We start from the raw sequence: 21982 nt of genomic DNA, 5'->3' as shown, positions 1-21982 counted from the left end.
GCTATTCCTTCTTGCGCAGGTGGACCGACCGGGGGCCGCGCAGCGTCTCGGCGTCCAGGATCAGGCGGCCCTGGATGCGGCCCTTCATGCGCTGAACGCTACTGGCGGCGTCGAGCATGTGCCGCGCCATCAATTCACGCACCAGGGCGGCATCGCGCGCCCGTGCCGCCTGCACGATCTCGCGGTGGAACCGCGCATTGGTCTCGCCGAAGCGGCGGTGCTCCGACTTCGGGGTCCGGTTGCCGTACACGATGAGCTGGCGCAGCATCTCGTTGATCAGCTCGCAGGTGAAGCGCAGGAAGGGGTTCGGGTTGGCCGCGGCCAGGATGTCGTGGAAGTTCACGTCCTCGCGGCGCTGGGCGAGCAGGTCTTCGCTGCTGGAGTGGGGATCGCAGCAGGCGATGCTGTGCTCCAGCGCCTCGAAGTCGGCCTCCGTCAGGTGCGGCACGGCGCCGGCCGCGAGTTCCGGCTCCAGGAACTGCCGCACGGCGTAGATGTTGTCGATGGTGACGTCCTGGAAGAACAGGTAGTTCTGCAGGAACTGCAGCGTGCGGTCCAGCGACACCTCGGCGATGGTGCCCCCGCCCGAGGGGCCGGTGGAAATGGTCACCAGGCCCTGCACCTCCAGCGACTTGAGCGCCTCGCGGATGGTGCCCTTGCTCACCTCGAACTGCGCCTGCAATTCGCTCTCGCGCGGCAGGCGATCGCCGGGGCTCAGGTTCTTCTCTGTGATGAGCCGCTTGATCTCCTGCGCGACGAGGTCGGAGCGCTTGAGGGGCTTGATCGGCTTGCCGGCGGGCGGTTTCGTGGCCATGGTGCGTTGCGGATTGAAGACGGGTGGAGCGCAGTGGGCGGCAGGGCATCCGGCCGTCCGCTCCGTGGTGCAGTGTATGCACCACGCGCGTGCAGCGGCGCGGCGGGCAGGGTTTACCTGCACGGCATTTGTTCTATTTATCACTATAAATAGGAAAAACCATGTGGCACGCCACGTGCTTTGCAAAGTCGTGCCCAGGCCCCGAAGGCCAGCTGGCCCCACCCCCCACAGGAGCTTTCCCCATGCAACGCCGTCACCTCTTGCAACTCTCCGCACTGGGCGCGCTGCCCGCATCGCTGGGCCTCGCGCGCGAAGCCTGGGCGCAGTCCACGGGCGCGATCCAGTTCGGTTGCCCCGTGCCCATGTCGGGGGCTTTCGCTGCGAACGGCAAGTTCGCCGACCTGGGCATGAAGCTGGCCATCGAGCAGTACGGCAAGGCTCTGGGGCGCCCCCTGGCCTACACCGTGCTCGACACGGAAGGCAAGCCCGCCACCGCCGTGCGCAAGGTACAGGAGGCATCGCAACAGCAGAGCACGCGCTTCTTCGCCGGCGGCATCCTGTCGTCCGAATCGCTGGCCATGGGCAAGGAGGCCGAGAAGGCCGGTGGCATCTTCATCACCACCGCCGGCGCCGACGAGATCACCGGCAAGGACTGCAACAGCGCCACGTTCCGCTGGTCGGTCCCCACCTTCGGCGCGATCGAGCAGACCGTGCGCCCGCTGGCCGATGCGCTGCCGAAGGCCAAGCGCTGGTACACCATCACGCCGCAGTACGTGTTCGGCGACGGCCTGCTCTCGGCGGCCAGGAACGTCTTCAAGGAGAAGGGCCTGGAGCACGTGGGCAACAGCTACCACTCGCTCACCGAGAAGGAGTTCAGCGGCTACCTCACCAACGCGATGGCCGCCAAGCCCGACGTGCTGCTGCTGCTGAACTTCGGCTCGCAGTCGTCGGACGCGCTGCGCCAGGCGGTGAGCTTCGGCATGCACAAGAACATGACCATCCTGATCGCCTGGGCCTCGGGGCTGGAGCAGTTCGAATCGCTGGGCGCGGACCTGTGCGACGGCATCTACTTCGGCGCGCAATACTGGCACACCGTGGACGCGCCGCTGAACCTGGAGCTGGTCAAGCGCAGCCAGGACAAGTTCAAGTCCAACCCCAACTACAGCCTGGCGGGCTCGTACATCTGCACCAAGCTGCTGATCGACGGGATCATCAAGGCCGGCACGGTGGAGCCGAAGGCCGTGGTCGCCGCGCTGGAAGGCATGAAATACGCGGGCCTCACGGGCGAGGAAGAAGTCCGCAAGGGCGACCACCAGGTGCTCAAGAACTACTACCTGCTCAAGGGCAAAACCAAGGCGAAGATGGCCAACAAGGACGACTACGTGGACGTGGTGAGCTCCGGCAAGTCGTTCCTGCCGGTGGACCAGACCGGCTGCAAGCTCGGCTGACCCGCCGCCTCCGTTCGCACCTTCCCGCCCCGCACCCCGTGCCGGGGCCTTCCCTTCCTGCGTCCTGCCCCACTCCATGAGCATCTACCTGCTACAGGTCATCAACGGGATCGGCATCGGCATGCTGTATTTCCTGCTGGCCGTGGGCCTGTCCATCGTGTTCGGCCTGCTGCGCTTCGTGAATTTCGCGCACGGCGCGTTCTACCTGCTGGGCGCGTATTTCTGCTACCAGATGACACGCTGGGGCCTGAGCTTCTGGCTCGCCCTGGCGGTGGTGCCGCTGGTGGTGGGCGCCCTGGGCTGGCTCACCGAAAAGCTGGTGCTGCGCCACGTGTACGCCAAGCCGCACGAATTCCACATCCTTGTCACCGTGGGCCTGGCGCTCGCGGTGCAGGAACTGGTGATCCTGCAATGGGGGCCGCTGGGCGACAGCGTGGCCGTGCCCGATCTGCTGCAGGGCGTGGTGATGTGGGGCAGCTTCGTCTATCCCAAGTACCGGCTCTTCGTGATCGGCTTCACCGCGGTGCTGGCCGTGGGCCTGTGGTGGGTGCTGGAAGGCACACGCCTGGGCAGCGCGGTGCGCGCGGGCAGCGAATCGACCGAAATGGTCTCGCTGCTGGGCATCAACGTGTTCCGCATCTTCAGCCTGGTGTTCGCGCTCGGCGCGGCCACCGCCGCCATCGCGGGCGTGCTGGCGGCGCCCATCCGCGGCGCCGAGCCCTTCATGGGCATCGAGGCGCTGGGCGTGGCCTTCGTGGTCGTGGTGGTGGGCGGCATGGGCAGCTTCGGCGGCGCGCTGGTCGGCGGCCTGCTGATCGGCATCGTGCAGAGCGTGATGAGCACCGTGTGGCCCGAGGGCGCGCGCCTGATGATCTACGTCGCCATGGCCGCCGTGCTGCTGCTGCGCCCGCACGGCCTGCTGGGCCGCAAAGGATGAACCCCGCCATGACGATCTTGCGCAAACACTTCCACCTGCTGCTGGCACTGGCCTTCGTGCTGGCGATGCCGCTCACCATGCAGTCCGGGTCCCTCGCCAGCGAGGTGCTGATCTACGGCCTCGCCGCCATGGGCTGCAACCTGCTGCTGGGGCATACGGGGCTGCTGTCGTTCGGGCAGGGCATCTTTTTCGGGCTGGGCAGCTACACCATCGCCCTCACGCTCACGCGCTGGCCCCTGCCGATGCCGCTGGCCCTGGCGCTCGCCGTGGTGGCGGGCGCGGTGGGCGCGGCGCTGGTGGGCTGGGTCGCCATCCGGCAGCGCGGCACCTACTTCGTGATGCTGACGCTCGCTTTCGCGCAGATGTTCTACTTCCTCGCCTATTCGATGCCCGGCCTCACGGGCGGTGACAACGGCCTGATGGACATCCCCCGCCCCTCGCTGGCCGTGGGCGGCGTCACGCTGTGGCCGCTCGCCTCGCCCTGGCAGTACTACGGCTTCGTCGCGGTGGTGTTCCTGGTGGCTTGCTGGCTGCTGCAGAAGGTGTCGGCCTCGGTGTTCGGCCGCACCCTGCTGGCCGTGCGCGACAACGAGGAGCGCGCGGGCGCGATCGGCTACGACCTCCGGCTGCTGAAGCTGCAGGCGTTCGTGATCTCCGGCGCCGTCACCGGCCTGGCCGGCGCGCTCCACGCCATGATGACCGGCATCGCCCCGCTGGCGAATGCCGAATACCACACGAGCGAGATGATCCTCGTGATGACCGTGATCGGCGGCACCGGCAACCTGCTGGCCTCGCTGCTGGGCTCGGCCTTCTACCTGATCGTGGGCGACTGGCTCTCCACCCTCTGGCCGCGCTGGCTGCTGCTGCTGGGCGTGGTGCTGATGGTGATCAGCCTGGGGATGCAGCGCGGCCTCTGGGGCCTGTTCGAATCGGCCTGGGACCGCCTGCGCGGCGCGAAGCACCGCGCGGACGCCACCCCTGCCGGCACGGGAGACAAAGCATGAGCACGGCATCCCCCATCCTGCTGGAAGCCATCGGCGTCGAGAAGCGCTACGACAAGTTCGCCGCGCTCTCGGGCGTGGACCTGAAAGTTCGCGCGAACACCGTGCATTCGGTGATCGGCCCCAACGGCGCGGGCAAGACCACGCTGTTCCACATGCTCACCGGCACCAAGGCGGTGAGCGGCGGGCGCATCGTGTTCGACGGCCACGACGTGACGCGCGAGCCGGACCACCGCCGCGTGCAGCGCGGCATGGCGCGCTCGTTCCAGGTGACGAGCCTGTTTCTCACGCTGCCGGTGCGCGAGAACCTGCGGCTGGCCGCGCAGGGCACGGCGCCCGCGCAGGCGCTCAACTGCTGGAGCGCGCCCGTGGGCGCCCGCTCCCGTGCCGACGTGGTGGCCCGCGTGCTGGCGCGGCTGGGGCTGGAACGCCATGCCGACACGCCCGTGGGCAACCTCTCACACGGCCAGCAGCGCCGGCTGGAAGTGGGCATGGCGCTGGCCGCGGGCCCGAAGGCGATCTTCCTGGACGAGCCCACCTCGGGCATGGGCATCGACGACCTGGACGACATGAAGCGGCTGATCCAGGGCCTGAAGGATGAGCACACCGTGGTGCTCATCGAGCACAACATGAACATCGTGATGGACATCTCCGACACCGTCACCGTCATGCAGCAGGGCCGCGTGCTGGCCGAGGGCCATCCGCACGCGATCCGCAGCGACGAGCGCGTGCGCAGCGCCTACCTGGGCAACATGATCACCGGAGGCAAGGCATGAGCATCCTGCAGATCGAGGGGCTGCACGCCCACTACGGCAAGAGCAACGTGCTGCAGGGCGTGGACCTGCACGTCGGCGACGGCGAACTGGTCACGCTGCTCGGGCGCAACGGCGCGGGCAAGACCACCACGCTCAAGAGCCTCTGCGGCGTGGTGCAGCCCAGCGCGGGGCGCGTGCGCTTCATGGGCGACGACGTGCAGGGCCTGCCCGCGCACCGCATCGCGCAGCGCGGCGTGTGCCTGGTGCCCGAGCACCGCGGCATCTTCCGGCTGCTCACGGTGGAAGAGAACCTGCTGCTGGGCCAGCGCAGGCAATCGCCCTGGCAGCTGGCCGACATCTACCGCATCTTCCCGCGCCTGAAGGAGCGCCGCACCAACGGCGGCGGGCAGCTCTCGGGCGGCGAGCAGCAGATGCTGGCCATCGGCCGCGCGCTGATGAACGCCCCGCGCCTGCTCATGCTGGACGAACCCGTGGAAGGCCTCGCACCCGTGATCGTCGAGGAGATCGTGTCCCAGCTGCAGGCCATCAAGGCCGCGGGCGTGGCCATCCTGCTCGTGGAGCAGAACCTCGAAGTCTGCACCCAGCTGGCCGACCGCCACTACATCATCGAGCAGGGCGCGGTCGTGCACGAGGCCCGCAACGACGACTTCCTGGCCGACGAAACGACCAAGGACCGCTACCTGGGCGTCGGCCTGGCCTGACCCCCGAACCCCATTCAGGATCATCCACCGTGGACATGAAGACTTCCCCCCCTGCGCTGCAGGCCCGCGTGAACGGCGCGCGGCTGTGGCAATCGCTGATGGACCTGGCGCGCATCGGCGCCACGCCGAAGGGCGGCGTGTGCCGGCTGGCGCTCACCGCGCTGGACGGAGAGGGCCGCGACCTGTTCGTGCGCTGGGCGCGCGAGGCTGGCTGCAGCGTGCGCATCGATGCCATCGGCAACATCTTCGTGCGCCGCGCCGGGCGCAACGACGCCCTGCCGCCCGTGATGACCGGCAGCCACATCGACACCCAGCCCACCGGCGGCAAGTTCGACGGCAACTACGGCGTGCTGGCCGGCCTGGAGGTGGTGCGCAGCCTGAACGACGCGGGCATCGAGACCGACGCCCCGATCGAGGTCGCCGTGTGGACCAACGAGGAAGGCTCGCGCTTCGTGCCCGTGATGATGGGCTCGGGCGTCTTCGCCGGCGCCTTCACCCTGGAGCATGCGCTCGCGCAGCGCGACGGCCAGGGCACCAGCGTGGCCGAGGCGCTCGCCGCCATCGGCTATGCCGGTGAGGCCACCCCCACGCCCGCGGTGGGCGCGTATTTCGAGGCGCACATCGAGCAGGGGCCGGTGCTGGAAGCCAACGGTTGCGTGATCGGCGTGGTGCAGGGCGCCCTCGGTCAGCGCTGGTACGACGTGACCGTGCAGGGCATGGAAGCGCACGCGGGCCCGACGCCCATGGACCTGCGCCGCGACGCGCTGCTGGCCGCCAGCGCCCTGGTGGAAGAAGTGAACCGCATCGCGCTGGCGCATGCGCCGCACGCCCGCGGCACGGTGGGCGTGCTGGAGGTGTTCCCGAGCTCGCGCAACGTGATTCCCGGCAGCGTGCGCATGACGGTGGACCTGCGCGCCCCCGACGACGCGGTGCTGCTGCAGATGGACGCCGCCCTGCGCGCGGCCTGCGAACGCATCGGCGCGGCCCGCCGCACCCCGATGGCGGTGGAGCAGGTGGTGTACTTCCCGCCGCAGCCGTTCACCCCCGAACTGGTGGAAGGTGTGCGCGCCGACGCGGCCGCGCTGGGCTATACCGCCATGGACGTGGTGAGCGGCGCCGGACACGATGCCGTGTACCTCGCACGCCTGGCGCCCACGGCCATGGTCTTCGTGCCGTGCGCGGACGGCATCAGCCACAACGAGATCGAAGACGCCGAGCCCGAGCACCTGGAGGCCGGCTGCAACGTGCTGCTGCACGCCATGCTGCGCAGCGCGGGGGTCGCGGCATGACCCTGAAACTCCTGATCGCGCGGCTCAACCACGAGACCAACACCTTCTCGCCCGTGCCCACGCCGCTGGAAGCCTTCTCGCCCCGCTATGGGCAGGAGGCGCTGCAGGACAACCTGGGCATGCGCACCGCCATGGCGGCCTTCATCGACCTGGCCCGGAGCCTGGACGCCGAGATGGTGACGCCCGTCTCGGCCATGGCCAACCCCAGCGGCCCGGTGCATGCCGCCGCCTACGACGAACTCACCCGCCGCATCGTGGAAGCCGCTCCCGGCTGCGACGCCATCCTGCTCGACCTGCACGGCGCCATGGTGGCCGAGAACAGCCCCGACGGCGAAGGCGACCTGCTGGAGCGCGTGCGCGCGGCCGCGCCGGGCGTGCCCGTGGCCGTGGCGCTGGACCTGCACGGCAACATCACGCCCAAGATGGTCGCCCACGCCGACGTGATGGTGGGCTTCAAGACCTATCCGCACATCGACATGTACGAAACCGGCGAGCACGCCGGCCGCCTGCTGCTGGACATGCTGCAGGGCCGGGCGCGCTACACCGTGCGCTGGCACCCCCTGCCCATGATGGGCCACACGCTGCGCAGCACCACGCTGCAGGGCGCGATGCTGCGCGCGGTGGACGCGGCGCGCGCGGCCGAAGCCGAGGGCATTCCGGCCGCCACGGTGTTCGCGGGCTTCTCGCTCGCCGACATCGAGGCGCCCTGCATGAGCGTGGTCGTCACCGCCGATGCCGATGATCCTGCACCGGCCCAGGCCGCCGCGGACCGCATCGCCGCAGCGATCTGGGAGGAGCGCGCGGAATTCGTCTACGACAGCGAACCGCTGGGCGCATCCCTGCAGCGCGCCCGGGCCCTGGCCGACGGCGCGGACCGTCCGGTGCTGCTGCTGGACCACAGCGACAACTGCATGTCCGGCGGCACCTGCGACTCCATGGACGTGCTGCAGGCCGCCCTGGCCGAAGGACTGGAAGACATCGCCGTGGGCCCGCTGTGCGACCCCGAAGCGGTGGCCGAACTGATCGCGGCCGGCGTGGGCGCCCGCACCACCGTGCGCCTGGGCAACAAGGTGCCGCTCACGCAGCTCGGCGTGGCCAAGGAGCCAGTCGCCGTCGAGGGCACGGTGGCCGCCATCAGCGACGGCGAATACACCGTCACCGGCCCCATCTACACCGGCCAGCGCTGCGCCATGGGCCGCACCGTGCTGTTCGACACGGGCACGGCGCGCATCGTGGTCACCGAGCGCACCCACGAGCCCTGGGACCTGGGTGTTTTCTCCTGCGTGGGCGTGGACCCGGCGGCCCACCGCTTCGTGCTGCTCAAGTCGCGCATGTATTGCCGCCCGGTGTTCGTGCCGCTCTCGCACGCGCTGGTCGAATGCGACAGTCCCACCGGGGTGACGAGCTCCAACTACGCGCTGTTTCCGTTCAGGAACGTGCGACGGCCGGTGTTCCCGCTCGATCCGGCCTGAGATCGGCATACAGAGCCTTCCTCTGGTCCGCAGGGGTCCACGGCGTGGCCCGCAGGCTACTGCACGAGCTGCCAGAAGGTCACCTGCGCGAACTTGGCATCGCTGGCCCAGGGGTCCCATATGGTCTTGTCGCCCTTGCTGCGGGCTCCGGCCCAGCCGCCCAGGGACGTGGACATGGCCGGCGGATAGCTGCCGCGGGTCCGCAATGTTTCCGTCTTGCCGCCCCGGGTGTACGAATACCCTCCGGCTGCCTTGTCGGGACCGGGATAGACCACGATGACGTGCCCATGTCCGGGTTCCTTCTTGCCGCCGACGATGAGTGCACCGCCGCGCGCCAGCTCGCCCACCTGCGACGCAGGAACGGAGCGCCAGTGGCCATGGGCCTGCAAATGGTCCATCAGCGCGTTGGCCGTCATCAATGGCTGGTTGGGCAGGTACTGGTGGATCACGTACCAGACCGCATGGCTGCAGGAATTGGGATGAAGGTCGGCGGCCTGGTCGCAAGCCTGCTTGAGCTTGGCGACCGCTGCGGCGTCTACGGGCATGGGGTGTGGTCCTGTGTCGATGAAGCCTCCGCGGTCTTCGCAGGGGAGGCACGGTAGAGGCGGGCTGCGCTGTCCCACCGCAGGGTAGGCAGGCGATAGTCGCCGCCCTGCGCAGGCGAGCGCACCTGCAGCTGGATTTCCTGGGGAAGGCCGTCGCGCCAGCGGCCCGGGCGCACCTCGAGATCCTCGGGCGGGTCCGCGGGAAAGAGGTGTGGCAGCCGGGCCAGGCAACGGCCCGCCTCGTCCACCAGCAGTGGCAGGGGAAAGCGCTCCCATGGGGCATCGGCCGGCAGGTTGCGGTAATAGGCATCGGTGAACACCGCCACCAGGCGGACCCTGGCCGGCGCCCGGGCAGGTGCCTTGCCCGCCGGGCGCTCGGTCAGGGCACACACGCGCGTCGCGTCGCGGTAGGGCGCCCACGCTGCAGGCAGCACCAGATCGGCACCAGGCGGCTGGCAGTGGGCGGGGTCGATGGCCGGGGGCGCCTTGGTCCCGGCCTGGGCCGCAGTGGACAGCGCAGCGGCCACCAGCCAGCCGGACCATGAAAGAACTGCGTTCATGGGTGCATCAAAAAATGGAATGTTTCGGATGTTTGCAGAGTCCCGTAGCTTCCGGCCCGTAGATGACTGCGGGCGCGAAGTTTCGCCGCGTATTGCGGCAAATCACCGCAATACGCGTCAGTTGGAAACCAATTGATTCAAAAATAACAAAGCCAGCACAAAAAAAGGGCGACAGCACGGCAGGAGCGGTGCGACCCGCGATACCGGCCGGTCCGGTGCCGCGCTTCCAGGTCATGGGTGCTTCGCCCTGGTTAAGCAGAATTCCTTACCAGGGTTTCTACGGCAGGCTGACTACAATCTCACACCCTAAAACGCCGGTCCGTCCTGGAGCGTCCGCTCCTTGGGCGAGGTCCGGCAGCCCTTCACAGAGCTGGAGACCCCTTGATGTCCGATACCCCCCCGGTCAACGCCACGCCTGACAAACGCGCCCTGCTGCGCCAAGCGGCCCTCGAATACCACGAGTTTCCGAAGCCGGGAAAGATCGCCATCGCCGCCACCAAGCAGATGGTCAACCAGCACGACCTGGCGCTGGCCTACTCGCCGGGCGTGGCCGCGCCCTGCGAAGAGATCGTCAAGGACCCCGCCGCCGCCTTCCGCTACACCGCGCGCGGCAACCTGGTGGGCGTGATCTCCAACGGCACGGCGGTGCTCGGCCTGGGCGACATCGGCGCACTGGCCTCCAAGCCCGTCATGGAAGGCAAGGGCGTCCTCTTCAAGAAGTTCGCCGGCGTCGATGTGTTCGACATCGAGATCAACGAGAAGGACCCGGCCAAGCTCGTCGAAGTCATCGCCGCGCTGGAGCCCACTTTCGGCGCCATCAACCTCGAGGACATCAAGGCGCCCGAGTGCTTCTACGTGGAGCGTGAACTGCGCAAGCGCCTGAACATTCCCGTCTTCCACGACGACCAGCACGGCACCGCCATCACGGTGGCCGCAGCGATGCTCAACGCCCTGAAGGTGGTGAACAAGGACATCGGCTCCGTGCGCCTGGTCGCCTCCGGCGCGGGTGCCGCCGCCCTCGCCTGCCTGAACCTGCTGCTGAAGGTGGGCCTCAAGCGCGAGAACGTGTTCGTCACCGACCTGGCCGGCGTGGTCTATGAAGGCCGCACCGAGCTGATGGACGAGGACAAGATCCAGTTCGCCCAGAAGACCGACGCCCGCACCCTGGCGGAGGTCATCGACGGCGCCGACGTGTTCCTGGGCCTGTCGGCCGGCGGCGTGCTCAAGCCCGCCATGGTGGCCAAGATGGCCGCGCGCCCGGTCATCTTCGCGCTGGCCAACCCCAACCCGGAAATCACGCCCGAGGACGCCCATGCGGTGCGTGGCGACGTGGTGATGGCCACCGGCCGCACGGACTACCCGAACCAGGTCAACAACGTCCTGTGCTTCCCCTACATCTTCCGCGGTGCGCTCGACTGCGGCGCCACGACCATCACGCTGGAGATGGAGATCGCCGCGGTGCACGCCATCGCCGAACTGGCCCAGGCCGAGCAGAGCGAAGTAGTGGCCGCGGCCTACGTGGGCGAGCCCCTGGCCTTCGGCCCCGAATACCTGATCCCCAAGCCGTTCGATCCGCGCCTGATGATCAAGATCGCGCCGGCCGTGGCCCAGGCCGCCGCCGACAGCGGCGTGGCCCAGCGCCCGATCGCCGACATGGACGCCTACCGCGACCACCTGCAGACCTTCGTCTATGCCTCCGGCACGATGATGAAGCCCATCGTCAACGCCGCCAAGCTGGCCGCCAAGAAGCGGGTGGCCTACGCCGAGGGCGAGGAAGAGCGCGTGCTGCGCGCCGCGCAGATCGTGGTGGACGAGAAGATCGCCCGCCCCACCCTGATCGGCCGCCCGGCCATCATCGCCCAGCGCGTCGAGAAGTTCGGCCTGCGCCTGAAGGAAGGCGTGGACTACGACGTGGTGAACGTCGAGAACGACCACCGCTACCGCGATTTCTGGCAGACCTACCACCGCATGACCGAGCGCAAGGGCATCACCGTGCCCATCGCCAAGATCGAGATGCGCCGCCGCCTGGCGCTGATCGCGTCCATGCTGCTGCACAAGGGCGAGGTGGACGGCATGATCTGCGGCACCTGGGGGCACACCGCGCACCACCTGAACTACATCGACCAGGTGATCGGCAAGCGCGCCGGCGTGAACACCTACGCCTGCATGAACGGCCTGCTGCTGCCCGACCGCCAGGTGTTCCTGGTGGACACGCACGTCAACTACGACCCGACGGCCGAGCAGCTCGCCGAGATCACCGTGATGGCGGCCGAGGAAATGATGCGCTTCGGCATCAAGCCCAAGGCGGCGCTGCTGTCGCACTCCAACTTCGGCTCCAGCAACCAGCCCAGCGCGGTGAAGATGCGCCAGACGCTGGACCTGCTGCGCGTGCAGGCCCCCTGGCTCGAGGTGGACGGCGAGATGCACGGCGACGTGGCCCTGGATGCCGCCCTGCGCACCCAGGTGATGCCGCACAGCACGCTGGCCGGCAGCGCCAACCTGCTGGTGCTGCCCAACATCGATGCCGCCAACATTTCCTACAACCTGCTCAAGACGGCGGCCGGCGGCGGCATCGCCATCGGCCCCGTGCTGCTGGGCGCGGCCGAACCGGTGCATGTCCTCACGGCCAGCGCGACCGTGCGCCGCATCGTCAACATGACAGCCCTGACGGTGGCCGACGCCAACGCCGCGCGCTGAACTGCCCGGCCATAGCGAGCGCTAACTTTAAAGCGCCTTGAAACCCTCCAGCGCCTGCCCATTTTTTGGGCAGGCGCTTGCTTTTTGGGGGTCTTTACGTCAAACTACTGGCTCGAAATTTCGGGTAAACCCGTAGTTTCTGAAAGGTGTAGTTGATGCTGAAGGCCATCGCCATCCGGGCGTACACGGCAGGTATTGCATACGCTCTGGGTGCCGCGTTCGTTCTGGCCCCTCTCTCGGGGGAAGCCCGGAATGCTCCGTCCCCGGGCGGAACCGACACCATCGCATTGGCCGAACTTCCCCCGCAAGGACGCGCCACCTTCAGTCTCATCCGCGAAGGCGGCCCCTTCCCCCATGACAAGGACGGCAGCGTCTTTGGCAACCGGGAACGCCTGTTGCCCCCGTACAAGCGGGGCTACTACCGGGAATACACCGTCAGGACACCGGGAGCGAGCAACCGTGGTGCACGGCGGATCGTATGCGGCGGCCCCCCGCGCACGCCGGACGCCTGCTACTACACCAGCGACCACTACGCGAGCTTTCGGAAGATCGTGGAATGACTTGGCCCCCGAGCCCAGCGGGCAGGAGCCGATGCACAGAACGATCGCAGGCCTGCCGACTCTTTTCCTGAGAAACCGTGCCATCCGGGCGGTTTCCGGCGATATTCCTCATTGGTGACTACATAAAGAAAGAGCAGCGGAGATGGAAATGCCACTTCGTACCGACCAGGACAACCCACTGCGCGGCGTGCGCCCCAACATCGTGCAGTCGATCCGGGCCTTCCGCGTGCAGGATCTGCAGGCCTCCGCCCAGGCGCTGGGCCAGCACTTCCTCTATGCGAACCTCGCGCATGCGCAGACCAAGCAGGACGTCCTGGAACTCATCGCCAGCCAGTTCATGTTCCCGGCGCACTTCGGCAAGAATTTCGATGCGCTGTACGACTGCATGACGGATCCCTTGCATAAATCGGGCCCGCAGCCCGGCTTCATCGTGGTGCTGGAGCAGATCCCCACGACAGTGAAGTTCGACAAGGAAGCGCGCGAGCAGTTGCTGGACATCTTCCGCGAAGCGGCGGACTACTGGGGCGACCGCAAGATCGCTTTCCGGTGCTTCTATTCTTTTCTGTAGCCCGTTCTGCATCCAACAGCCAGGCAGAACGGGCGAACGAGGCTAAAGAAGCCGCCGCGGAGCCCATCCAGATCGCTGTCGCTCCGGGCGCCGAGAAGATGCCTACCGACAAGCTCGTGGACGTCTCTCCTCTGGCATTGCGCATGAGCAGCCCGTTCAATGCGGGTTACTGGCTCGCGGCCGCCTGATTCGGTACATCCCCCTGAGGCGCTGCGCGCCTTCCCCCTTCTCTCTACGCGCTTCGCGCTACGGGAAGGGGGACGCAGCCAGCGCGGCGGGGCGGCCCTTGCGCGGCTGCTGCTGGCCTGGGCCGTGACCGTCTCAAGCGCCGTGACGGCATCTTGCTGCGGGGTTACATGGGGCAGGCTACCTCTGCGTTGCTCCGGACACCCTCACACACATCTCAGCCCACATCCCTTCGGCGGACCAAGGCCGCAGCCTTGATGGCCCCTGTTCAGGCGCAGGCCTGCGCCAGGGCCACGTAGTCGCCCACGGGGACTTCCTCGGCGCGGCGCTGGGTGTCGAAGGTGCCGGTGAACTGGCGCGCCTCGAGCCAGCGGCCGAGGGTGTGGCGCAGCAGCTTGCGGCGCTGGCTGAAGGCCACCTGCACGAGTTCCTCGAGCAATCGGGGCGCGACCGGTGCGGGGGTGGCATGGGGCACCATGCGCACGACGGCGCTGTCCACGCGCGGGGGCGGATCGAAGCTCTCGGGCGGCACGAAGAGCACGTCTTCCATGGCGTAGCGCCACTGCAGCATCACAGAGAGGCGGCCGTAGTCGCTGGTGGCGGGTTGCGCCACCATGCGGTCGATGACCTCCTTCTGCAGCATGAAGTGCTGGTCCTCGACGACGTCCACATGCTCGAGCAGATGGAAAAGGATCGGGGTGGAGATGTTGTAGGGCAGGTTGCCCACGATCCGGATGCGGGACGCGCCCAGGTTCGCGGCCACCGCGGTGAAATCCACCTTGAGCACGTCGGACTCGATCACGTCGAGCTGGCCATGGCCGCGCAGGCGCTGGGCGAGGTCGCGGTCCAGCTCCACCACCGTCAGGCGCCCGAGCCGCTCGACCAGCGGCTGCGTGAGCGCGGCGAGGCCCGGGCCGATCTCCACCATCGGCTGGCCAGGTGCCGGCGCGATGGCGCGGACGATGGCATCGATGATGGCCTGGTCGGCCAGGAAGTGCTGACCGAAGCGCTTGCGCGGGATGTGCTTCATTGCGGCGCGTCGCGGTATTCCACGTAGGCGCGGGCACGGGCTTCCTGGGCCCAGTTGGTGAACGCTTCCTCTAGCTTTTTCTCGCGCACGGCATCGCGCACCATGTCGCGCTGCTCGCGCTGCGTGAGCTTGGCCTCGCGCCGCTCCAGCAGCTGGATCAGGTGCACGCCGAAGCGCGACACGATGGGCTGGCTGATCTCGTCCGGCTTGAGCGCCTCCACCGCCTCCTCGAACTCCGGCACGTAGCGGCCCGGGCCGGCCCAGCCCAGGTCGCCGCCCTGCTTGGCGCTGCCGTCCTGCGAATGCTCGCGCGCGAGCGTCGCGAAATCGGCTTGGCCCGACAGGATGCGGCGGCGGTACTCGGCCAGCCGCTCCGCGGCCGCGGCCTCGGTCAGCTGCGGCCCGGTGCGCAGCAGGATGTGGCGCACATGGGTCTGCACGGCCGAGGAGGGAATGCCTGCGCGCGAACGCTCCAGCACCCGCAGCACGTGGAATCCGGCGGGCGAGCGCACCGGGCCGGCGATGCCGCCCACGGGCACCTGCTGGACGGTCCGCACGAAGAGGTCCGGGTAGCGGTCGGCCGGGCGCAGGCCCAGTTCGCCGCCGATCGGCGCATCGGGCGCATCGGAGAGTTCACGCGCCACCTTGGCGAAATCCTCGCCGGCCCGCACGCGATCGGCGGCCTGCTGCGCGCGCTGGCGGCGCTGCTCCACCACCTCCGGCGTGGCGTTCTCCGGCACGGAGACGAGGATGTTGGCCAGGTTCAGTTCGATCTTGGACGGATCCGATATCGCGGACTGCTGCTGGTCGCGCATGTACTGGTCCACGTCCAGGTCGGTCACGCGCACGCGCGACTCGACGTCGCGCTCGCGCAGCCGCTGGATCAGCATCTGGTTGCGCAGTTCGCTGCGGAAGCGTTCCGGGCTGATGCCGTCGGCCGCGAGGCGGCGGTGCATTTCCGGGATGCTCACGCTGTTCTGGCGGGCCACGGACTGCTCGGCCTGCGAGATGGCGTAGTCGTCCACCTTGATGCCGCTTTCGATGGCCATCTGCACCTGGATCTTCTCGTTGATCAGGCGCTCGAGCACTTCGCGGGCGAGCACCTGCCGCGGCGGCCGCTCACCGCCCTGGGCGGCCAGCTGGTGCTCCACGCGCGCCAGGCGGGCCTGCACCTCGTTGTTGGTGATCGGCTCGGTGTTCACCACGGCGACGATGAAGTCGGCCTGCCGGGCCGCCTGGGCGCCCCGCGCCGAAGGGCCGGGATCCGGCAGGGTGATCTGGGGCGCGGCGCGCAGCGATGGCGAAGCCGACGGCGCCGACAGCCCCGCGCCGCCGGGCAGTCGCAGCCCCTGCGCGCCCGCGGGCGCGACGGAAACGATGGCGGAGGCAAAGCCCGCGAGGCCCAGGATGAATGCTCGATGGTTCATGGAAAAGCGTCGGATGCGGATCGGGGCGATGGGTCTTGGACTGCGGCCGTCAGTCGTAGTTCGTGAACCGGCTCGGCGCAGGCACCGGCTCGCGCAGGTACTGGTAGCGCGGGATGTTCTGCTTGAGCGTCTGGATCGGGTCGGAGCCCAGCGAGAGCCGGGAGAAGCCCACGAACTCGATCTGGAAGAGCAGCCGGGTGGTGGCCGTGGTCACGCTGCTCTGCAGCCGCTCGAGCACCACGCGTCCGATCCAGCAGCAGCTGTCGTACTCGAAGCCGATGACCGTGTCCACGAGCTTGCGGTCCTGCAGGCTGTAGTTCAGGCGGCCGACGGAGTACCAGCGACCACCGCCCTGCCCGCGGCCCGTGCCGAGGTTCTGGCCCTTGTCGCCCCAGAGGTCGTTGATGGGCCACTGCCAGCCCACGTCGATCTGCTCGCTGGTGCCCCGCTGGAAGCGGTAGGCCGCGTTGATGACGCGGTAGTCGCTCGGGTTGTAGCGCGCGCCGACGGTGGAGCGGATGGATCGGCCGGTCTTGGGGTTGTACTGCACGGTGGAGTCGAAGCCCCACTGGCGCGTCCAGTTGATGCCGGCGCCCAGCAGCACGTCCGAGAGGCGCTCGCTCACGGGTGTCTCGCCCGGCATGACCACGTTCTGGTCGCTGAAGCGCAGGCGCTGGGCGATGCCGAAGCGGGCCGCCTCGCCGCCGTCGTCGGGGTCCAGCAGGCGGGTGGTGACGCCCAGCGTGAGCAGGTTGTTGTCGGCGATGCGGTCGTTGCCGCTGTAGCCGTTCTCGGTGTAGATGGTGGCGAAGTTGAAATCGTTCGCCGCCGTGTCGTACACCGGGATCATGCTCTGGTCGCGGTACGGCGTGTAGGTATAGAAGGCCCGCGGCTCCAGCGTCTGCACGAAGTTGCGGCCGAAGTAGCGCGCGTCGCGCTCGAACACGAGGCCGCTGTCCAGGCTGAAGGTGGGCAGCGCGCGCGACGCCGTGCGCTGTCCGGTCGCCGTCAGGGCGCTGTCGAAGTCGTACTGCGTGGCGTGGAACTGCACGCGCGGCGTGAAGAACCCGCCCGGCGCCAGGAACGGCCGGCTGAACTGCGCCATGGCATAGCTGCGGCGGGCATTGGGCTGGCCGGTGAGCGCACGGTCCGCGCGGAAGTCGGTGTAGTCGGCCTCGACGCTGGCGTCGAAGCCGCCGGGCAGCGACGACGGCGTGTAGCCCCAATGGATCTGGGGCATGCGGTCGTAAGGCGGCACGATGGGCGCGTTCACGTCCTGCAGCACCTGCCACTTGAGGGTGCGCAGGCTCAGCGACATGTCGTTGGCGCCCCAGGACAGGGTGGCATCCGCCGGCAGCAGGCGCTGCGTGAGCTGGCTGATGCCGCCGTTGGTGCGGGTGCTGAAGTCGCGCCAGTAGTTGTCGTCGCTCACGCGCGTCGCATCCACGTTCAGGCCGATGCCGCCGATGCCGGTATCGAAGGTGCTGCGGTGCTTCAGGCCCAGCGCCCAGCGGTCGCGGTTGCGCAGCCGGTCCGACGGCATGTAGTCGCCCCGGATCTCGCCGCTGTAGGTCGGTTCCAGGTAGCGGAATTCGCCGCTGGTACTGACGCCCCGCTTGGACATGACCGTGGGCGTGATGGTGGCATCCCGGTTGGGCGCGATGTTCCAGTAGTAGGGCTGCGAATACACGACGCCGCTCACGCTGTCGATGCCCACGGTGGGTGGCAGCAGGCCGGTCTTGCGCTTGTCCGACAGGGGGAACGTGAAGCTGCCGGGTATCGGCAGGACGGGCACGCCCTGGAACTCCAGCACGCCCCCTTCGGCCGTGCCCACCTGCTCTGCGTTGTCGATCTTGATGCTGCGGGCGCGCACGATCCAGGCCGGCTTCCAGGTGGACTCGTCGTTCTTCTGGCAGGTGGTGTAGGTGGCTTCGTGGACCACGGCGCGGTCGCGGTCGATGAAGTCCACGCGGCGTGCGTCGCCATAGGCGCCATTCGCGAGGAAGCGGTAGCTGGCGTCGTCGAAGAACCCGGAAAACGCGTCCACCTGCAATTCGAGCAGCGAACCCTCGTACACGTTGCCGGCGCGGTTGATGCGCACGTTGCCGCGCGCCTTGGCGAGGTCGTCGGGCACCGCGTAGTCGAGCCGGTCGGCGTGGATGATGGTGTCGCCGCGCCGCAGCTCGGCATTGCCCTCGACGGTCGCGTTGATGTCGGGCTGGCCGGAGACATGGTCGCCCCGCACGAAGATCGGCAGCTTCGGCCGCACGTCCTCGGGAATCTTCTCCTGCAGCAGCGGGCTGGAACGCAGGGCGGGAGCGGGCTCGGCCGCGGCACCAGGGCCGGGTTCGGTCTGCGCGAGCGCTGCCAGCGGCAGCCCGCAGACCATCCAGGCGGCCAGGCGAGCCAGCGCCCGCTGCTCGAACCGCGAGGGGGCGGCACGGTTCCGGCGGCGGGCAGGCGGGCGGGAATGCGTCGGTCGGAGGGGATCGGGCAAGGAAGAAAGGTCCATGGATTCAACCGGTCGGCGGCGCGCCCGCTCGGGGCGGGCACCGCAGGCCACCCGGACGGGAGAGACCGGGTTTGTAAAATCGGATTATCCATGAGCCACCCCCGTCCCTCCTCCCCGGCCGCCGATGCCGGAGCCCACGCCGTCGCGTGGCCCGATCCTTCCCGCCGCGCCGCCTTCGATGCATGGCTGGCTCCGCTGGTGGCCGCGCACGGCCTGGTGCCGTCCAGCCTGCGCCCCGCCTCCGCCGACGCGAGCTTCCGCCGCTACCTGCGCATCGATGGCGTGGACGGCGCGAGCCGCATCGTCATGGACGCCCCGCCGGACAAGGAAGACTGCCGCCCCTTCGCGCACGTGCAGCGGCTGATGGCCGAGGCGGGCCTGAACGTGCCGCAGGTCCTGGCCTGGGACGAAGCCCATGGTTTCATGCTGCTGTCCGACCTGGGCCGGGAAACGGTGATCGAGCGCCTCGACCCGGCGCGCCCGGCCGATGCCCATGCCTGGTACCTGCAGGCCACCGACGTGCTGCTGCAGTGGCAGCAGGCGTCGAAGCCGGACACGCTGCCGCCCTATGACGCCGCGCTGCTGCGGCGCGAGCTGGCGCTGTTTCCCGACTGGTACCTGGCGCGCCACCGGGGCGTGGCGCTGGACGACGGACAGCAGGCGACGCTGGCGCGCGCGTTCGACGCCATCGTCGCGGCCAACCTCGCCGCGCCGCCGGTCTATGTGCACCGCGACTTCATGATGCGCAACCTGATGGTGCCCGCCGAGGCCGGCGCCCCCCTGGGCGTGCTCGACTTCCAGGATGCCGTGTGGGGTCCCGCCACCTACGACATCGCCAGCCTGCTGCGCGATGCCTTCATCAGCTGGGACGAGGATTTCGTCATCGACATTACCGTACGTTACTGGGAAAAGGCCCGGCGTGCGGGCATTCTCGGCAGCGCCAGCGCTTCCGGCTGGGGCGACGACTTCGGCGAGTTCTACCGCGCGGTCGAATGGATGGGGCTGCAGCGCCACCTGAAGGTGGCCGGCATCTTCGCGCGGCTCACGCTGCGCGACGGCAAGCCCCGTTACCTGGCCGACACGCCCCGCTTCATCGGCTACATCCGCTCCACGGCCGGCCGCTACCGTGAACTCGTGCCGCTGTTGCGGCTCATCGACGCCATCGAGGGCACCGAAGCCGTGGCCGGCTACGCCTTCGGCCGGGTCTGAGGGGACGGCCGTCCCCACTGCATTCCCCACTCCACCAGCAGCAACCACCGACGACCCCAGCGTGAATATTCCCCGCTTCCATTGCCCCGAGCCGCTGTCCAGCGGAGCCGCGCGGCCCCTGCCCCCCGCTGCCGCGCGCCACGTGCAGGTCCTGCGCCTGCAGCCCGGCGACGCGATCACGCTGTTCGACGGACGGGGCGGCGAGTACGCGGCCACGGTGGCGCGCATGGGCCGGTCGGATGTCGAAGTCCTGGTGGGCGCGCACGACCCGGTGGAGCGCGAGGCCGGCCGCAGCGTCCACCTCATCGTGGGCATGCCGGCCAACGAGCGCATGGACTGGCTCGTGGAGAAGGCCACCGAGCTGGGCGTGGCGCGCATCCAGCCCGTGGCGGCGGCCCGCAGCGTGCTCAAGCTCTCCGGGGAGCGGGCACTCAAGCGGCAGGCGCATTGGCAGGCGATCGCCGCGGCGGCCTGTGAACAGTGCGGGCGCAACCGGGTGCCCCCGGTGGAAGCCCCCGTTGCGCTGGCGGACTGGCTGCGGCTGCCTCCCGCGCCCGATGCCGCACGGCTGGTGCTGTCGCTGCGCGAAGGCAGCCGGCCGCTGCACGACGCTGCGGCGAGTGCCGCCTGCGTGCAGGTGCTGCACGGCCCCGAGGGCGGCCTCGCCCCGCACGAGGAAGACCTCGCCCTGGAGCGCGGGTTCCTGCCCGCCAGCCTCGGGCCCCGCGTGCTGCGCGCTGAAACGGCCTCGGTGGCGGCGCTTTCGCTGCTGGCGTGCGCATGATGGCGGCGCGCATGGAATCCTCCACCCCGGCGGCCGGTGCCGACGCCCCCTGGGCGGACCTGGCGGACGCCGATGCCCTGCTGCCCGGCGGGCCGGACGAAGCATCGGGCGCCCTGTTCGACTTCTTCCGCGACACGGACGCCGCCACGGACGATCCCCTGCTCTGGCGCATCGCGCGCGAGCAGGAGCTGTCGCAGGCGCTCAGCGGGCTGTTCCACGGCCCCGCCGCGCTGGTGCAGCTGCGCCTGTGGGCGTTCCTGCAGCTCGCCCGCCAGGGCGAGTCACAGCTGCCCCGCGAGCGCATCGACGAACTCTTCCACGCGCTGCGGCCCGAGGCGCTGGACACCGTGCTCAAGCGCTTCCGCGACGTGGGCCTGCTGGCATGGGACGACAGCCTGCGTGCTTATGCGCTGCCCCCCCTCGCGCAGAGGGTGGCCGGCCTGCTGGCCCCACTGGCCAGCGGCGACGCGGCCGGGCAGGACGCTGAGGGCGGCGAACTGGCCGCGCTGCTCGGGCAGGTGGTGGGCGCGAACCAGCTCGGGGCGCTCGACGCCGGGCAGCTGCAGATGCTGCAGGCGCAGCTCACCCGGCTGCACGGCGAGTTCGCCGACGCGATCGCGAGCGGTTCGGAATTCCGGCTGCGTGCGGCGCGCCAGCGCTACGACCGCGCGGCCCTGCTGATCGACCGGGCCTCCGACGCCATCACCGCCATCATCGGCCATGCCCACGGCCACATCGCCATGGAACGCGCGGCCCGCGCGCTGGGCCAGGCGCAATCGCGCCTGCTGGCGATGGCCAGCCAGTTCAACCGCGCGCTGCAGCAGGTGGACCGCCAGCGCGTGACGCTCGGCACCACCGGCATCACCAGCACCGACGTGAAGCGCTGGCTGCAGACGCTGCGCCATCCCGCCGCACTGCTCGACACCGCGCTGGCCATGCCGGTAGGTCTGTGCGCCCTGGCCCCGCATGAACTGCTGGACGTGACCGAGGCCGAGTTCGAGCGCGACCGCCCCACCCAGGGCCCCGCGGAAGACCTGCCCGGTGCCCAGGAAGCCCCGGCCGGAACGCTGGCCGCCGTTGCCCTGCCGCGCGAACTGGGCGATCTGTCCGACCTGCTGGCCGCCTGGACGCTGGAAGCGCCCGACGGAGATGCGGCGGGTGCGCCGCGCGACGTGGCCGCCGCATTGCTCGGCGCCGAGCCAGACTCGGCCCGCTATGCCCAGGTGGCCTACAAGGCCCAGCTGCTGCCGCTGCTGGGCGATCCGCAGGCCGGCGTGCTGCCCGGCGCCACCGGCGCGCTCGCGCGCCAGCCCTGGCGCGTGGAATGGGAGGCCGCCATCCAGGCCCTGGACCACCCGCAGTTGGAACTGGTGAGCCGGGGCCGGCTGGTGCCCGCGGACACTCCGCCGGATACCGCGGGCTGAATCCGCGTCCCGTTGCCTGCCATCGTTTTCGTTTCGATTTTT

The 21982-nt window shown here is 69.2% G+C and carries 20 protein-coding genes; 13 read left to right on the top strand and 7 right to left on the bottom strand.

Annotated features, from left to right (window positions below; genetic code table 11):
* Position 1: 1 nt before the first annotated feature.
* Positions 2–814, bottom strand: a complete 813-nt coding sequence (locus tag T336_RS0117575; protein ID WP_026433538.1) for a FadR/GntR family transcriptional regulator — start codon at positions 812–814, stop codon at positions 2–4.
* A gap of 242 nt (positions 815–1056) precedes the next feature.
* Between T336_RS0117575 and T336_RS0117570 the strand changes: the two genes are divergently transcribed.
* From T336_RS0117570 to T336_RS0117540, 7 genes are all read left to right on the top strand, one after another.
* Complete coding sequence (locus T336_RS0117570) at positions 1057–2262, top strand: ABC transporter substrate-binding protein (RefSeq protein ID WP_026433537.1); 1206 nt, start codon at positions 1057–1059, stop codon at positions 2260–2262.
* Positions 2263–2338: 76 nt separating this feature from the next.
* Positions 2339–3199 (top strand): branched-chain amino acid ABC transporter permease, encoded by an 861-nt coding sequence (locus T336_RS0117565; protein ID WP_013597079.1) that lies wholly within the window; start codon positions 2339–2341, stop codon positions 3197–3199.
* 8 nt (positions 3200–3207) lie between these two features.
* A complete protein-coding gene (locus tag T336_RS0117560; RefSeq protein WP_035226428.1) occupies positions 3208–4203 on the top strand; it encodes a branched-chain amino acid ABC transporter permease in 996 nt (331 codons plus the stop codon).
* Positions 4200–4976, top strand: a complete 777-nt coding sequence (locus T336_RS0117555) for an ABC transporter ATP-binding protein (RefSeq protein WP_026433535.1) — start codon at positions 4200–4202, stop codon at positions 4974–4976. Before T336_RS0117560 ends, T336_RS0117555 begins: the two co-directional genes overlap by 4 nt.
* Positions 4973–5677, top strand: coding sequence for an ABC transporter ATP-binding protein (locus T336_RS0117550; protein ID WP_026433534.1), 705 nt, complete (start codon positions 4973–4975; stop codon positions 5675–5677). The genes T336_RS0117555 and T336_RS0117550 overlap by 4 nt, the downstream gene beginning before the upstream one ends.
* Before the next feature lie 35 nt (positions 5678–5712).
* Entirely contained in the window at positions 5713–6966 is a 1254-nt protein-coding gene (locus T336_RS0117545) for a Zn-dependent hydrolase (protein WP_026433533.1), read from the top strand.
* 2 nt (positions 6967–6968) lie between these two features.
* A complete protein-coding gene (locus T336_RS0117540) occupies positions 6969–8438 on the top strand; it encodes a M81 family metallopeptidase (RefSeq protein ID WP_026433532.1) in 1470 nt (489 codons plus the stop codon).
* 56 nt (positions 8439–8494) lie between these two features.
* Here T336_RS0117540 and T336_RS0117535 read toward each other — a convergent pair whose 3' ends face one another.
* Genes T336_RS0117535 through T336_RS26750 form a run of 3 tightly spaced genes read right to left on the bottom strand, consistent with a single transcriptional unit; the run spans position 8495 to position 9778 of the window.
* Positions 8495–8983, bottom strand: a complete 489-nt coding sequence (locus tag T336_RS0117535; protein WP_019703938.1) for a hypothetical protein — start codon at positions 8981–8983, stop codon at positions 8495–8497.
* Complete coding sequence (locus T336_RS0117530; protein WP_026433531.1) at positions 8974–9543, bottom strand: hypothetical protein; 570 nt, start codon at positions 9541–9543, stop codon at positions 8974–8976. The genes T336_RS0117535 and T336_RS0117530 overlap by 10 nt, the downstream gene beginning before the upstream one ends.
* A 7-nt stretch (positions 9544–9550) precedes the next feature.
* Positions 9551–9778 carry a hypothetical protein gene (locus T336_RS26750; protein ID WP_156957891.1) on the bottom strand — a complete coding sequence of 76 codons (228 nt, stop codon included), beginning with the start codon at positions 9776–9778 and terminating at the stop codon, positions 9551–9553.
* Between the two features lie 149 nt (positions 9779–9927).
* Here T336_RS26750 and T336_RS0117525 point away from each other — a divergent pair, with 149 nt between their 5' ends.
* The 3 genes from T336_RS0117525 to T336_RS0117515 all read left to right on the top strand — a co-directional run bounded on the left by T336_RS0117525 (position 9928) and on the right by T336_RS0117515 (position 13368).
* Positions 9928–12240 (top strand): NADP-dependent malic enzyme, encoded by a 2313-nt coding sequence (locus T336_RS0117525; protein WP_019703940.1) that lies wholly within the window; start codon positions 9928–9930, stop codon positions 12238–12240.
* Between the two features lie 155 nt (positions 12241–12395).
* A complete protein-coding gene (locus T336_RS0117520; protein WP_026433530.1) occupies positions 12396–12800 on the top strand; it encodes a guanyl-specific ribonuclease in 405 nt (134 codons plus the stop codon).
* A 142-nt stretch (positions 12801–12942) separates the two neighbouring features.
* Positions 12943–13368 carry a barstar family protein gene (locus T336_RS0117515; protein ID WP_019703941.1) on the top strand — a complete coding sequence of 142 codons (426 nt, stop codon included), beginning with the start codon at positions 12943–12945 and terminating at the stop codon, positions 13366–13368.
* A 454-nt stretch (positions 13369–13822) separates the two neighbouring features.
* Here the strand turns inward: T336_RS0117515 and rsmA are convergent, their stop codons facing one another.
* Genes rsmA through T336_RS0117500 form a run of 3 tightly spaced genes read right to left on the bottom strand, consistent with a single transcriptional unit; the run spans position 13823 to position 18523 of the window.
* Positions 13823–14584, bottom strand: a complete 762-nt coding sequence (gene rsmA / locus T336_RS0117510) for a 16S rRNA (adenine(1518)-N(6)/adenine(1519)-N(6))-dimethyltransferase RsmA (protein WP_026433529.1) — start codon at positions 14582–14584, stop codon at positions 13823–13825.
* Positions 14581–16011 (bottom strand): peptidylprolyl isomerase, encoded by a 1431-nt coding sequence (locus T336_RS0117505; protein WP_019703943.1) that lies wholly within the window; start codon positions 16009–16011, stop codon positions 14581–14583. Before T336_RS0117505 ends, rsmA begins: the two co-directional genes overlap by 4 nt.
* Before the next feature lie 49 nt (positions 16012–16060).
* The gene (locus T336_RS0117500; protein WP_026433528.1) at positions 16061–18523 is read right to left on the bottom strand and encodes an LPS-assembly protein LptD; all 2463 of its coding nucleotides are present in this window, start codon (positions 18521–18523) and stop codon (positions 16061–16063) included.
* A gap of 90 nt (positions 18524–18613) precedes the next feature.
* On the opposite strand from T336_RS0117500, the gene T336_RS0117495 reads away from it, so the two are divergent.
* The 3 genes from T336_RS0117495 to T336_RS0117485 all read left to right on the top strand — a co-directional run bounded on the left by T336_RS0117495 (position 18614) and on the right by T336_RS0117485 (position 21940).
* Positions 18614–19732, top strand: a complete 1119-nt coding sequence (locus tag T336_RS0117495; RefSeq protein WP_026433527.1) for an aminoglycoside phosphotransferase family protein — start codon at positions 18614–18616, stop codon at positions 19730–19732.
* A gap of 67 nt (positions 19733–19799) precedes the next feature.
* Positions 19800–20516, top strand: coding sequence for a 16S rRNA (uracil(1498)-N(3))-methyltransferase (locus T336_RS0117490; RefSeq protein WP_026433526.1), 717 nt, complete (start codon positions 19800–19802; stop codon positions 20514–20516).
* Positions 20513–21940, top strand: coding sequence for a hypothetical protein (locus tag T336_RS0117485; RefSeq protein ID WP_019703947.1), 1428 nt, complete (start codon positions 20513–20515; stop codon positions 21938–21940). The genes T336_RS0117490 and T336_RS0117485 overlap by 4 nt, the downstream gene beginning before the upstream one ends.
* Positions 21941–21982: the final 42 nt, after the last annotated feature.

Source organism: Paracidovorax oryzae ATCC 19882, assembly GCF_000687165.1.
Lineage (GTDB): Bacteria > Pseudomonadota > Gammaproteobacteria > Burkholderiales > Burkholderiaceae_C > Paracidovorax > Paracidovorax oryzae.
The sequence above is the reverse complement of the archived record's forward strand: the minus strand, read 5'-3'. Positions and strand labels throughout refer to the sequence as shown.